Annotated in this window: 12 protein-coding genes; 6 read left to right on the top strand and 6 right to left on the bottom strand. The window is 63.1% G+C overall.

The window, feature by feature from the left end; translation table 11 throughout:
• Positions 1 to 44 precede the first annotated feature (44 nt).
• Complete coding sequence (locus V1288_RS33570) at positions 45 to 1271, top strand: MFS transporter (protein WP_334361070.1); 1227 nt, start codon at positions 45 to 47, stop codon at positions 1269 to 1271.
• A 173-nt stretch (positions 1272 to 1444) separates the two neighbouring features.
• Here V1288_RS33570 and V1288_RS33565 read toward each other — a convergent pair whose 3' ends face one another.
• Together V1288_RS33565 and V1288_RS33560 are read right to left on the bottom strand one after the other, a co-directional pair.
• The gene (locus V1288_RS33565; protein ID WP_334361069.1) at positions 1445 to 2209 is read right to left on the bottom strand and encodes an SDR family oxidoreductase; all 765 of its coding nucleotides are present in this window, start codon (positions 2207 to 2209) and stop codon (positions 1445 to 1447) included.
• A gap of 14 nt (positions 2210 to 2223) precedes the next feature.
• The gene (locus V1288_RS33560) at positions 2224 to 2982 is read right to left on the bottom strand and encodes a proteasome-type protease (protein ID WP_334361068.1); all 759 of its coding nucleotides are present in this window, start codon (positions 2980 to 2982) and stop codon (positions 2224 to 2226) included.
• A 136-nt stretch (positions 2983 to 3118) separates the two neighbouring features.
• Between V1288_RS33560 and V1288_RS33555 the strand changes: the two genes are divergently transcribed.
• Positions 3119 to 3502, top strand: a complete 384-nt coding sequence (locus V1288_RS33555) for a tetratricopeptide repeat protein (protein ID WP_334361067.1) — start codon at positions 3119 to 3121, stop codon at positions 3500 to 3502.
• A gap of 64 nt (positions 3503 to 3566) precedes the next feature.
• Entirely contained in the window at positions 3567 to 5180 is a 1614-nt protein-coding gene (locus tag V1288_RS33550) for an ABC transporter substrate-binding protein (RefSeq protein ID WP_334361066.1), read from the top strand.
• Positions 5181 to 5317: 137 nt separating this feature from the next.
• Here the strand turns inward: V1288_RS33550 and V1288_RS33545 are convergent, their stop codons facing one another.
• The 3 genes from V1288_RS33545 to V1288_RS33535 form a co-directional block, all read right to left on the bottom strand.
• Entirely contained in the window at positions 5318 to 6160 is an 843-nt protein-coding gene (locus V1288_RS33545) for a transglutaminase family protein (protein WP_334361065.1), read from the bottom strand.
• A 109-nt stretch (positions 6161 to 6269) separates the two neighbouring features.
• Positions 6270 to 7214: an alpha-E domain-containing protein gene (locus V1288_RS33540; protein ID WP_334361064.1), complete on the bottom strand. Its 945-nt coding sequence runs from the start codon at positions 7212 to 7214 to the stop codon at positions 6270 to 6272.
• A 16-nt stretch (positions 7215 to 7230) separates the two neighbouring features.
• Positions 7231 to 8649, bottom strand: a complete 1419-nt coding sequence (locus tag V1288_RS33535; RefSeq protein WP_334361063.1) for a circularly permuted type 2 ATP-grasp protein — start codon at positions 8647 to 8649, stop codon at positions 7231 to 7233.
• Between the two features lie 220 nt (positions 8650 to 8869).
• On the opposite strand from V1288_RS33535, the gene V1288_RS33530 reads away from it, so the two are divergent.
• From V1288_RS33530 to V1288_RS33520, 3 genes are all read left to right on the top strand, one after another.
• The gene (locus V1288_RS33530; RefSeq protein WP_334361062.1) at positions 8870 to 9601 is read left to right on the top strand and encodes a competence/damage-inducible protein A; all 732 of its coding nucleotides are present in this window, start codon (positions 8870 to 8872) and stop codon (positions 9599 to 9601) included.
• A gap of 73 nt (positions 9602 to 9674) precedes the next feature.
• Positions 9675 to 10184: a xanthine phosphoribosyltransferase gene (gene gpt, locus V1288_RS33525; protein WP_334361061.1), complete on the top strand. Its 510-nt coding sequence runs from the start codon at positions 9675 to 9677 to the stop codon at positions 10182 to 10184.
• 111 nt (positions 10185 to 10295) lie between these two features.
• Complete coding sequence (locus tag V1288_RS33520; protein WP_334361060.1) at positions 10296 to 10922, top strand: hypothetical protein; 627 nt, start codon at positions 10296 to 10298, stop codon at positions 10920 to 10922.
• Positions 10923 to 11049: 127 nt separating this feature from the next.
• On the opposite strand, the gene V1288_RS33515 is transcribed toward V1288_RS33520, so the two are convergent.
• Positions 11050 to 12072, bottom strand: coding sequence for a methionine synthase (locus V1288_RS33515; RefSeq protein ID WP_334361059.1), 1023 nt, complete (start codon positions 12070 to 12072; stop codon positions 11050 to 11052).
• Positions 12073 to 12217: the final 145 nt, after the last annotated feature.

Below are 12217 nucleotides of genomic sequence, written 5' to 3'. Positions count from 1 at the left end.
TCCCTCCGTTGACATCTGCACCGCGCTCGGCCACCGCTCTTGCCATGTCGTTGACGATGCCGGTGGGCGCCCGCGATTTGCTCAGGCACGCCCCGTTCCTGTTCTTCCTGTTGTCGCGCAGCCTGTCGCGGTTTTCCAGCCAGATCGCGGCGGTCGCGATCGGCTGGCAGATCTATGACATCACCGGCAGCGCCTTCGATCTCGGCATGGTCGGATTGGTGCAATTCCTGCCCACGGCGCTCCTGGTTTTCGTGGCCGGCCACGCCGCCGACCGGTTCGAGCGCAAGCGCGTGGTGCAGCTTTGCCAGCTCGCAGAAGCTATGGCTGCGCTGTTCCTGGCGGTCTCCACCTTTGCCGGCTGGCTCACCGAGGTGCAGATCTTCATCGGCACGTTCGTGATCGGGATCGCCGGCGCTTTCGAGAGCCCGGCCACAGCCGCGCTGCTGCCGCTGATCGCGCCCAAAGGCTCGGTGCAGCGGGCGACCGCGATCTCCTCCGGCGCAGCCCAGGTCGCGACCATCGCCGGGCCGGCGCTCGGCGGGCTGGCTTACGTGCTGGCACCGAGCCTGCCGTATCTCGTCATTGTCGTGTTCTGGTTGGCCGGTGCGGTTCTGACCGGCTTCATTCACACAAAGAAGCAGGAGCCGTCGAAAGCGGAGGATGCAGTTGCAGACGATATCTTTGCCGGCGTTCGTTTCATCCGCAACAATCCGGCGATCCTCGGCACCATCTCGCTCGACCTGTTCGCCGTGCTGCTCGGCGGTGTCACCGCGCTGCTGCCGATCTATGCGCGCGACATCCTGCAGGCCGGGCCGCTCGGTCTTGGCATGCTGCGCGCTGCACCCGCGGTCGGCGCGCTGTTGATGACCGCCTATCTCGCGCATCACACCATCAACCGCCATATCGGTTTGCGGATGTTTCAGGCCGTGATCGTGTTCGGCGCGGCGACGGTGATTTTCGCTCTCTCGCAGTGGATCTGGCTGTCGGTGCTGGCGCTGGCGATGCTGGGCGCGGCCGATACGATCAGTGTGGTGATCCGCTTCTCGCTGGTGCAGCTTTCGACGCCCGACGAGATGCGCGGCCGGGTCGGCGCGGTCAATTTCCTGTTCATCAACGCTTCCAATCAGCTCGGCCAGTTCGAAAGCGGCGTCACGGCGGCGCTGTTCGGCGCCGTGCCGGCCGCCGTGCTCGGCGGCGTCGGCACGATCGCCATTGCGCTGCTCTGGATGAAGCTGTTCCCGTCGCTGCGCAAGGTGGAGAAGCTGGAGTAGGGCGAGCGCGTCAGGGACGGATGTTTCGGCACGTCGTCGCTGCGAACGCGGGGCCCCATACCGCGTGATTCCTCTTGTGAACGCGAACGGTAGACGTCTCGTTACCGATAACCGCCGCGGCGTATGGGTCCCTGCGTTCGCATGCGTTCGCAGGGACGACGAGAGTGGGTTTGCTACCCCCGTCCGACGAACGGCATCTTCGTCGCCATGACCGTCATGAACAGCACGTTGGCATCTAACGGCAGGCCGGCCATGTAGGCCACGGCATCGCCGACCGCCTTCGCATCCATGCGCGGTTCGTGTTTCATCGTGCCATCGGGCTGCATCACACCGGGGCCGGCGACCATGCGGTCCGTCATGGGCGTCGCCGCATTGCCGATGTCGACCTGGCCGACCGCGATGTCGTACATGCGGCCGTCGAGATTAGAGGCCTTGGTGAGACCCGTGATCGCGTGCTTGGTCGAGGTGTAGGCCGCCGAGAACGGCCGCGGCGCGTGCGCCGAGATCGAGCCGTTGTTGATGATGCGGCCGCCGCGCGGGTTCTGGTCCTTCATGATGCGGAAGGCGTGCTGCGTGCACAGGAACGGCCCAGTGAGGTTGGTGTTCACCACCGCCTGCCACTGCTCGAGGCTGAGATCCTCGAAATTCACCGGGGGCGCGCCCATGCCGGCATTGTTGAAGAGAACGTCGAGCCGGCCGTAGGTGTCCATCACCTTGGCGAACAGGGCTGCGATCGAGCCGGGGTTGGTCATGTCGGCGGAAACGCACAGGCTCTTGCCGACATTGTCGCCGAGCTTCTTGGTTTCTTCCAGCATCTCCATGCGGCGTCCGGCGAGCACCACGGTGAAGCCGGCATTCATCAGTGCCAGCGATGCCGCGCGTCCGACGCCGGTGCCCGCACCGGTGACGATCGCGATCTTGTTTGTTGCGTCGGCCATTTGTTTCCTCGCCTTCAGTTTTTTGCTTCTGTTTCGGATTTGTAGGGTGGTCTCGGAATATTCTGGTGCGCCGCGCGTAGCGCTGCCGACCAGCGCGAGCGCAGATCGTGGAAATAGGGCTCGCCCGCCTCGATGCGGTGGTTGAGATCGGCCTCGCAGGCATCCGTACGCACCACCAGAACGTCGATCGGCAGGCCGACGCCGAGATTGGAGCGCATGGTCGAATCCATCGAGATCAGGCCGGTCTTCAGTGCCTCATACAGTTCGACGTCGTAATGCATCGCGCGGTCGAGCACCGGCTTGCCGTATTTGTGCTCGCCGATCTGCAAATAGGGAGTGTCCGTGGTGCATTCGATGAAATTGCCGGCGGTGTAGACCATGAACAGCCGCATCCGCGAGCCCTTGATCTGTCCGCCGAACAGGAAGGAGACGTCGAAGCTGACGTCTTCGGATCGCAGCGCAGGGCCTTCGGTGGCATGGACCAGGCGGATCGCCCGCCCGATGCGCTGCGCCGCCTGGAACATGGTCGGCGCGTTCATCAGCGTCTCGACCTCGCCGGTGTTGGGATCTTCGACGCCCTCGGTCAGTGTCGACAGCACCGACTGGCTGATCGCCAGATTGCCGGCGCTGGCGATCGCCATGATGCGCTCGCCGGGTTTGGAGAAAATATGGAGCTTGCGAAAGGTCGAGACGTTGTCGAGGCCGGCATTGGTACGGGTATCCGCGATCATCACGAGACCGTCCCGCACCAGAATTCCGCAACAATAGGTCATTCCAAGTCCCCGAACGTGTCCGATCTTTGGGCGGCCAAACTAGTAGCCAATTTCAGGGGGGCATCCAACCCCAATTCCCGTGGCGCGGCATGTGTTCGGCGGGTAAAATCTGTCCGGACCGAAGGCGGGGAAAGGCATGCGGAAATCAGCTCTGATCGGCTCGATCGTGGCGTTGTTGCTGGGCAGCGCGCCTGCGCCGGCCGGGCCATGGGAGGACGGCATGGTGGCCTATAACCGCGGCGACTATGTGCCGGCGATCCGCCTGTTCCGTCCGCTGGCGGAAGCGGGCAATTCGAAGGCGCAAGCCCAGATCGGGCTGATGTACCGCAAGGGCGAGGGGACGGCGCAGAGCCCGGCCCGCGCGTTCATGTGGTTCAGCCTTGCCGCCAAGCGCGGCGATGCCAAGGCCAAGGCGGAATTGCGTGCGGTTTCGGGAACCATGACGCCTGCCGAAATCTCGCAGGCTCGGGCAATGGCCGGCGCCTGCGAGGCGTCGAACTATCGCAATTGCGAGTATTGATTGGGCCGGCCGTCTCCGGCACGCTGCCTCTCCCATAAGAACAAGAATCCCGGGGGAGGCCACCATGCGCGCCAGCACCTTGTCAGGCAGATCAATCGCGTCGATGGCCGTACTGTTTTGCATCGGACTGCTTGCTGCAAGCCCCGCCTCGGCGCAGAAGAAGGGCGGCACGCTCCGGCTCTATCACAACGACAATCCGCCCTCGACCTCGCTGCATGAGGAAGCGACGATTGCCTCGGTGACGCCGTTCGCGGCGATCTTCAACAACCTCGTGGTGTTCGATCCTGCAAAAGTCCACGAGAGCATCGATACCGTCATTCCTGATCTAGCCGAAAGCTGGTCATGGGATTCCACCAACACCAAACTGACGTTCAAGCTGCGGCAGGGGGTGAAATGGCACGATGGCCAGCCGTTCACGGCCAAGGACGTGCAGTGCACCTGGCGGATGCTGATCGGCAAGACCGAGACCCAGGACTTCAAGCGCAATCCGCGAAAAGTCTGGTACACCAAGCTGCAGGACGTCAGCGTCAACGGCGATCATGAGGCAACGTTTGAGCTGAGCGAGCCGCAACCCAGCCTGCCGGTATTGCTCGCGAGCGCGTTTTCGCCGGTCTATCCCTGTCATGTGCCGCAGCAGGTCATGCGCACCAAGCCTGTTGGCACCGGGCCGTTCAGATTCGTCGAATTCAAACGCGGCGAGTCGGTGCGCCTGGTGCGCAATCCGGATTACTGGAAGAAGGACCGGCCCTATCTCGACGAGATCACGTTCCGGATGATCGACAGCCGCGCCACGCGCATGCTGGCGTTCGCCACCGGCGACTACGACATCACCTTTCCCTCCGACGTCAGCGTTCCCCTGATGAAGGACATGAAGGCGCGCGCGCCGCATGCGATCTGCGAGATGACGACGACGGGAGTGCAGATCAATCTGATGGTCAACCGCGTCAACCCGCCGTTCGACAATCCGGATATCCGGAAAGCGATGTCGCTGGCGCTGGACCGCAAGCCATTCAATACCATCCTGATGGAAGGGATGGCGCGCATGGGCGGGGCGATGCTGGCCAAGCCCGGGGGCGAGTGGGGCATGCCGCCTGACATGGTGTCGTCGCTGACGGGGTATGGTCCGGAGAGCGAGAAGAACATCGCCGAAGCGCAGGCCATCATGCAAAAGCTCGGCTACAGCGACGTAAAACCGCTGCAGATCAAGATCCAGACCCGGAACCTGCCGACCTATCGCGATCCCGCCGTGATCCTGACCGACCAGCTCAAGAAGATCTACATCACGAGCGAACTCGATATTCTCGATACGCCGCGCTGGTACGCGCGGCTGGCCAAGAAGGATTACACGATCGGACTGAACTTGACCGGCGTCAGCGTCGACGATCCCGACGGCAACATCGTCGAGAACTATTCCTGCAAGTCGGAACGCAACTACACCCAGTATTGCAACGCGGAGGTCGACCGGCTGCTGGCCGCGCAATCGAGCGAGCTCGACAAGGAAAAGCGCAGGAAAATGGTCTGGGAGATCGAGCGGCTGCTGGTCGAGGACGCCGCGCGGCCGATTATCCTGCACTCATCGGCCGGCAATTGCTGGCAGCCCTACGTGAAGAACTTTCGGCCGCACGACAACAGCCAGTACAACAATCTGCGCTTCGAGGACGTATGGTTGGATAAATAATATATCCGCCGTCATTCCGGGATGCGTCGCAAAGCGCAGGCCCGGAATCATCTAACCGCAGTGTCTGTGTTGCGATGGATTCCGGGCTCTCGCGTCGCGAGCCCCGGAATGACGATGTGGAGCGAGGTGCGTTATGGCTAAGACTGCGACTGGCTCTGCCACTGACCCGGGCGCCCGGCCTGTTCGACCTTGACTGCGACCGTAAGCGTCTCTGCCCCGCCGCCATAGCGGGTGCCGCGCACGGGCGCGGCGCCGAGGTAGTCGAGCCCGATCGCGACACGGGCATGGGCGTCGGTGGTGCAGAGGCCGTTGGCGGCATCGAAGCCGACCCAGCCCAGGTCAGGCACGAAGGCTTCCGCCCAGGCGTGGCCGGCCTGCTGGTGCACGGTGCCGTCGGAGCGCAGGAAGTGCCCGGAGACAAAGCGCGCCGGCACGCCGCCGGAGCGGGCGCAGGCGATGAAGATGTGGGCGTAGTCCTGGCAGACGCCGCGCTTGAGCGCAAAAGCCTCCGCCGCCGACGTGCCTGAGTTGGTCGGGTCCTCGTCGAACGTCATGTGCTCGTTGATTTGCACCATCAGCGCGTGCAGGAAGCCGAGCACGTCGCCATCGGACTCCGAACGCAGCTCGCGCGCAAAGGTCGCCATCGCCGGATTGACTTCGGTAAGCCCCGTCGAGCGCAGGAACAGGCCGGCCGGGAACCGCTCGTCGGTACCGCGCAGCACGCCGCCCGTGTCGTGGGTTTCGATCAGGCCTTCGACATCGATGGTGAGGTCAACGATTGGCCCGTGGGTGAGCACATGGGTCACGTTGCCGAACGCGTCCTGGTGCATGTCGAGCCGGGAGTCGGTGGAGACGTCGATCTGCCATTCGGCGACATATTGCCCGTCATGGCTGCCGGGCGTCATGCGCAAGATCTGGATCACGCCCGTGGCCGGCGGCTCGTAGCGATAGCTGGTGGAATGGGCAATTCGCAGGCGCATGGCTGACCGTTATTTCTTCTGCATCGTCATTCCGGGGCGATGCGAAGCATCGAACCCGGAATCTCGAGATTCCGGGTCTGGTCCTTCGGACCATCCCGGAATGACGACGTCAAATCAAATACTGCCTGGTGATGATCTCACCGAGCCGCGAATTATCGGCGATGAATTCCTGGATGAATTCATGGACGCCGTGCTGGAAGATATCGTCCATATGGCTGTGTTCAAGCCGGTTTCGTACCCCGCGGGCGTGGCGCTGGGAGGCGCCCTGGCGGCCATAGGCGACGCCGATCTGGTCGAGGTTGCGCACCAGATTGCTGTAGCAGCTTGCGAGCGACCGCGGCAGCGTGTCGTTGAGGATCAGCAGGTCGGCGATCAGCCACGGTTTCAGCGTCTCGCGATAGACCCAGTGATAGGCGGTCAGCGCCGACACCGACCGCAGGATCGAGGTCCACTGGTAGTAATCGAGGGGACCGCCGACATGTTCTTCCTCGGGCAGCAGCACGTGATACTTCACGTCGAGAATGCGCGCGGTGTTGTCGGCGCGCTCCAGATGCAGGCCGAGGCGGGAGAACCAGTAGGCGTCGTTGCGCAGCATGGTCCGGTAGGCCGAGCCGTCGAACCGCAGCGAAGTCTCCTGCACGAAACGGAGAAACCGCGCCAGTTCCTCGCGGCTGGAAGTGCCTTTGCCCCAGACCTCCTGCAGTTCGATCCAGGCGGAGTTGATGGTGTCCCACATCTCTGATGTCAGCGCGGTTCGCACCGAACGCGAATTGAGCCGGGCTGCCTCGATGCAGTTCTTGATCGAGGAGGGATTGGCCGGCGAAAACGCCAGGTACTCGACGACGTTCTGCTCGGTGGCTTCCTGATAGGTCTCGTAGAAGCTCGCACTGACCCCGGCGGTCAGCAGCGCCGATTCCCACTCGTTGGTCTTACCGATATAGGCGGCGGGCAAGGCGGTGACGCGCAACGTCGCGTCGATGGTGCGCGCGATATATTCGGCGCGCTCGACATAGCGAGCCAGCCAGTACAGGTTTTCGGCAGTGCGCGACAGCATACGAAAATTTCGCCCTCTATTCGTCCAGTATCCAGGTGTCCTTGGTGCCGCCGCCCTGGCTTGAATTGACCACCAGCGAGCCTTCCTTCAACGCCACCCGCGTCAGTCCGCCCGGCACGATGGTGACGTGCTTGCTGCCCGTCAGTACGAAGGGCCTGAGATCGACATGGCGCGGCGCGAGGCCGGATGCGGTGCAGGTCGGGCAGGTCGACAGCGCCAGTGTCGGCTGGGCGATAAAGCCCTCGGGCTCGCGCTTGAGCTTGTCGCGGAACGCTTCGATCGTCGCTTTGGTCGCGGCGGGACCGATCAGCATGCCGTAGCCGCCGGAGCCGTGGACTTCCTTCACGACGAGCTCGCTCAAATTGTCGAGCACATAGGCCAGATCCTTCGGCTCGCGGCAGCGCCAGGTCGGCACATTCTTCAGGATCGGCTCCTCGCCGAGATAGAATTTCACGACCTCGGGCATGTAGGAATAGATCGCCTTGTCGTCGGCGATCCCGGTGCCGACGGCATTCGCCAGCGTGATGTTGCCGGCTGCATAGGCCGACATCAGGCCGGGGACGCCGAGTGCGGAATCCGGCCGGAAGGTCAGGGGGTCGAGGAAATCGTCGTCGACGCGGCGGTAGATCACGTCGACGCGTTTCAGGCCCTCGGTGGTGCGCATGAACACCTCATCGTTCTTGACGATGAGGTCGCGGCCCTCGACCAGCTCGATTCCCAGTTTGTCGGCGAGGAAGGAGTGCTCGTAATAGGCGGAATTGTAGACGCCGGGTGTCATCAGGGCGACGGTGGGCTCCGCCGAAGCGGAGAGCGGCGCCACCGAGCGCAACGCCGAGAGCAGTTCGTCGGGATAGCGTTCGACAGGTGCGACGCGGTGGCGGGCGAACAGGTCCGGAAATAGCCGCATCATGATTTCGCGGTTTTCCAGCATGTAGGACACACCCGAGGGCGTCCGCGCGTTGTCCTCCAGCACGATGAAATTGTCGGCGTCGACCCGGACGATATCGATGCCGGCGATGTGGACGTAGACGTCGTGCGGCACGCTTTGGCCGTTCATCTCCGGGCGAAACACCGGGTTCTGGAAGATCAGGTCGTCGGGAATGACATTGGCGCGCAGGATGTCGCGGCCGTGATAGATGTCGCGCAGGAACATGTTGAGCGCGCGGACCCGCTGCTTCAGGCCCTTTTCCAGCAGTGTCCATTCCTTGGCCGACATGATCCGCGGGATCACGTCGAAGGGGATCAGCCGCTCCTGGGCTTCGGCGTCGCCATAGACGGCGAAGGTGATGCCGATCCGGCGGAACAGCAGTTCCGCTTCCTGGCGGCGATATTCGAGGGCGTCCGGAGGGGTCTCCTTCAGCCAGCGGGAGAGCTCCCGATAGGCCGGGCGGAGGTCGCCGCCGGGCCCGTTCATTTCATCGAAGGCAACTGCCATAAATCCTGACTATCTCTCGAAGCCATGCGGCACAGTGCATGACTTCACGGGATGGTAGCAAGGCTCGGGCCAGCGCGATATGCATTGGCCAGCGGCATTTCGTGTGGGTAGCCTGCCGCGCTGCCCTAAAAAAAGGCTGCCGGGTGCTTATTTCGGCAGCAAACCCCCGTGACTTCAATGCGTTGCCGCGCAAAGTTAGGGGTACAGGTGGGGAGAAGTCATGAGCGAGATCGTCACGGCGGGTATTCTGGTCATTGGCGACGAGATCCTGTCCGGCCGAACCAAGGACAAGAACATCGGCTTCATCGCCGAATACCTGACGAATATCGGGATCGACCTCAAGGAGGTTCGCATCGTTGCCGACGAGGAGATCGACATTATCGACGCCCTTAATGCGCTGCGGAATCGCTACACCTACGTCTTTACGACTGGCGGCATCGGGCCGACCCATGACGACATCACCGCCGACAGCGTCGCGAAAGCGTTCGGCGTCGGGATCGACCATCACCCGGAGGTGGTGGCGCGGTTCCGCGAGCGCTGGAGCGAGCAGGACCTGAACGAGGCGCGGCTGCGCATGGCCCGCGTGCCCGACGGCGCCGAGTTGATCCAGAGCGCTACCATCCTGGCGCCGGGCTTCAAGCTCGGCAATGTCATCGTGATGGCCGGCATCCCATCGATCATGCAGGCGATGATGGATATCGTCGCGCCCAAGCTGAAATCGGGGGTGCGGATGCTTTCGGATTCGGTCCGCGCCAATGCTCGGGAAGGCGACATAGGCGGCCCGCTGCGCGAGATCGCCAATGCCCACCCCGACACCATCATCGGCAGCTATCCGTTCATGGACGAGGACAAGAAACCGAATACCAACCTCGTCGTCCGCTCCCGCGATCCCGACAAGCTCAACGCCGCGATGGCCGCGGTGAAGGAGATGCTGGCGGGCATCCCGAGATAACGGCGATTGCGCGTGATCTTCGAAGTTCGCAATACAGGAGAACAAAAGTGACCGATTGTTCTGGAGCGCGCTCGTGACGGAGCGCGACAAAGCCACTCAGCCGCCGGAGAAAGCCTTTCCGGTCTCCTGGGACCAGTTTCACCGGGATTGCCGGGCGCTAACCTGGCGGCTCAACGAGGTCGGACCGTTTCATGCCATCATCGCGATTACCCGCGGCGGGCTGGTGCCGGCGGCCATCGTGGCGCGCGAACTCGGCATTCGCATCATCGATACCGTCTGCATCGCGAGCTACGACCACACCAGGCAGGGCGACCTCAACGTGCTCAAGGGCGTTTCGACTGAGGTGGCAAAGCTCGGCGGCGACACCGGCAAGGGGCTGCTGATCGTCGACGACCTCGTCGACACCGGCAAGACCGGGCGGCTGGTGCGTTCGATGATGCCGGACGCGCATTTCGCGGCCGTCTATGCCAAGCCGCAGGGCAAGCCGCTGGTCGATACGTTTATTACAGAAGTGTCGCAGGACACCTGGATCCATTTTCCCTGGGACACCGCGTTGTCGTTCCAGCCGCCGATCCGTCCGTGAGATGCTCGTCATTCCGGGGCGCCTCGAAGAGGCAAACCCGGAATCTCGAGATTCCGGGTTCGATGCTACGCATCGCCCCGGAATGACGGTGACCGATGATCAGGCTTGCCCATGCCCCTCCAAAACCGCGTCACGCCGACAGGCGACATCGTCGCCACCCCGCATCGTGGCCTGTTCACCGGCAATCGCGGCATCATCCACGATCCCGCGACAAGGACATTGCTGAAAAAGCGCTGGTCAAGCCCGGCGTGGATCACCTGCCTCTGCGAGTTCAGGGGCTGGCGGCGGCCGGTGATGGGCAGGCGGAGCTGGACCGAACTGTTCTTTCTCGACGAGGCAACAGCGTTTGCGGCCGGCCATCGTCCATGCTTCTTCTGCCGCCGCGACGACGCCAACCGCTTTCGCGCGGCGTGGGAGAAGGGCAATGGCGTCACAGATGTTCGCGCGCGGGAGATGGACAGCGTGTTGCATCGCGAGCGGTTGGAGCGCGGCAGGAAGCGGTTGCATGCGTTACCGGTGCCGGCGAAGCAGTTGCCCGATGGCGCGATGGTGCAGCAGGGTGATGAGAGCTTCTTGATCGTGCAGGGCAGGGCGTTGCGATGGTCGATGGCAGGCTTCAGCAAAGAGGACGGCGCGATCAGGGACGCGATGCTGCTGACACCGCCATCGACGCTACGCGCGCTGGGTGCAGGGTATCGACCCGTGCTGCACCCGAGCGCGATGGAACTGAAGGCTTGAGCCAGGCTCTATTCTTCGTCATGCCCGGGCTTGTCCCGGGCATCCACGTCTTTCTTGCCCCGCTGAAGCCAAGACCTGGATGGCCGGGACAAGCCCGGCCATGACGGCGGTAGGAATTGCGCAACGCTCACCCCAACTTCCGCCTGGCCAGCTTCGCCCCCGCGCCGAGCGCCGCCAGCTTTGCTTCCGCGATGTCCCGCCGCATTGGTGCCATGCCGCAATTGGTGGTCGCGACGATGTTGCTTGGCGGCACGAATTTCGAAACCGCCTCGATCACCTTCACGACATCCTCGGCGGTCTCCACCGTGTCGCTGGCAACATCGATCACGCCGGCCTGGACGACCTTGCCGGGAAGCAGCGCCAGCAGATCCAGCGGCACTTTCGAATTGCGGCACTCGATCGCCACCTGCTGGATCGGGCTTTTGGCGATCGCCGGGAAAATATCCTCGTACTGTCGCCACTCGTTGCCCAGCGTCTGCTTCCAGTCGGTGTTGGCCTTGATGCCGTAGCCGTAGCAGATGTGCACGGCGGTGGTGCAGGTCAGGCCTTCGGCGGCGCGCTCCAGTGCCTCGATGCCCCAGTCGGAGACTTCATCCATGAAGACGTTGAAGGCGGGCTCGTCGAACTGGATCACATCGACGCCGTCGGCCTGCAGCGCCTTGGCCTCGTTGTTGAGTAGTTCGGCAAAAGCGAACGCCATCTTGACCTTGTCGCCGTAATATTTGTCCGCGACGGTGTCGGCGATGGTCATCGGGCCGGGCAGGGTGAATTTCAGCTTGCGGGTGGTGTGGGCGCGGGCGACGCGGGCTTCATCGGCATGGACGCGGCCCTTCAGCGTCAGTGGTGCTGTCACCTGCGGCACCATCGCCTTGTAGCGGTCTTTGCGGATGCCCATTTCGACCTTGTGGGCGAAATCGATGCCCTCGACCTTCTCCAGAAAACCGTGGACGAAATGCTGGCGAGCCTGCTCGCCCTCGGTGACGATGTCGACGCCGGCATCCTCCTGCAGTTTCACTGCCAGCATGGTGGCGTCGCGCTTGGCGCGGGCGAGTTCGTCGCCTTTCGATTTCCAGGGCGCCCAGAGCGTGTTGGGCTCGGCCAGCCATTCCGGCTTCGGCAGAGAGCCTGCGATCGTGGTTGGAAACAGCATGGGGACCTCCCGGTCGGTTCTGATTGAGCGCCTGTCTGCCACGTCTTATGATCGAGGTACAGAACAACGAAAGTCGCCATCGCGGGGAATATTTCCCACATCGGCAGCTAGGGGAGCCATGATCGACCTGCACTACGCGCCATAA

Source organism: Bradyrhizobium sp. AZCC 2176 (genome assembly GCF_036924645.1).
Classification (GTDB): Bacteria; Pseudomonadota; Alphaproteobacteria; order Rhizobiales; family Xanthobacteraceae; genus Bradyrhizobium.
The sequence above is the reverse complement of the archived record's forward strand: the minus strand, read 5'-3'. Positions and strand labels throughout refer to the sequence as shown.

Excerpts from the sequence above, each read along its gene's own strand:
- V1288_RS33570 (WP_334361070.1), top strand. The coding sequence starts at position 45 with ATGTCGTTGACGATGCCGGTGGGCGCCCGCGATTTGCTCAGGCACGCC.
- V1288_RS33565 (WP_334361069.1), bottom strand. The coding sequence starts at position 2,209 with ATGGCCGACGCAACAAACAAGATCGCGATCGTCACCGGTGCGGGCACC.
- V1288_RS33560 (WP_334361068.1), bottom strand. The coding sequence starts at position 2,982 with ATGACCTATTGTTGCGGAATTCTGGTGCGGGACGGTCTCGTGATGATC.
- V1288_RS33555 (WP_334361067.1), top strand. The coding sequence starts at position 3,119 with ATGCGGAAATCAGCTCTGATCGGCTCGATCGTGGCGTTGTTGCTGGGC.
- V1288_RS33550 (WP_334361066.1), top strand. The coding sequence starts at position 3,567 with ATGCGCGCCAGCACCTTGTCAGGCAGATCAATCGCGTCGATGGCCGTA.
- V1288_RS33545 (WP_334361065.1), bottom strand. The coding sequence starts at position 6,160 with ATGCGCCTGCGAATTGCCCATTCCACCAGCTATCGCTACGAGCCGCCG.
- V1288_RS33540 (WP_334361064.1), bottom strand. The coding sequence starts at position 7,214 with ATGCTGTCGCGCACTGCCGAAAACCTGTACTGGCTGGCTCGCTATGTC.
- V1288_RS33535 (WP_334361063.1), bottom strand. The coding sequence starts at position 8,649 with ATGGCAGTTGCCTTCGATGAAATGAACGGGCCCGGCGGCGACCTCCGC.
- V1288_RS33530 (WP_334361062.1), top strand. The coding sequence starts at position 8,870 with ATGAGCGAGATCGTCACGGCGGGTATTCTGGTCATTGGCGACGAGATC.
- V1288_RS33520 (WP_334361060.1), top strand. The coding sequence starts at position 10,296 with ATGCCCCTCCAAAACCGCGTCACGCCGACAGGCGACATCGTCGCCACC.
- V1288_RS33515 (WP_334361059.1), bottom strand. The coding sequence starts at position 12,072 with ATGCTGTTTCCAACCACGATCGCAGGCTCTCTGCCGAAGCCGGAATGG.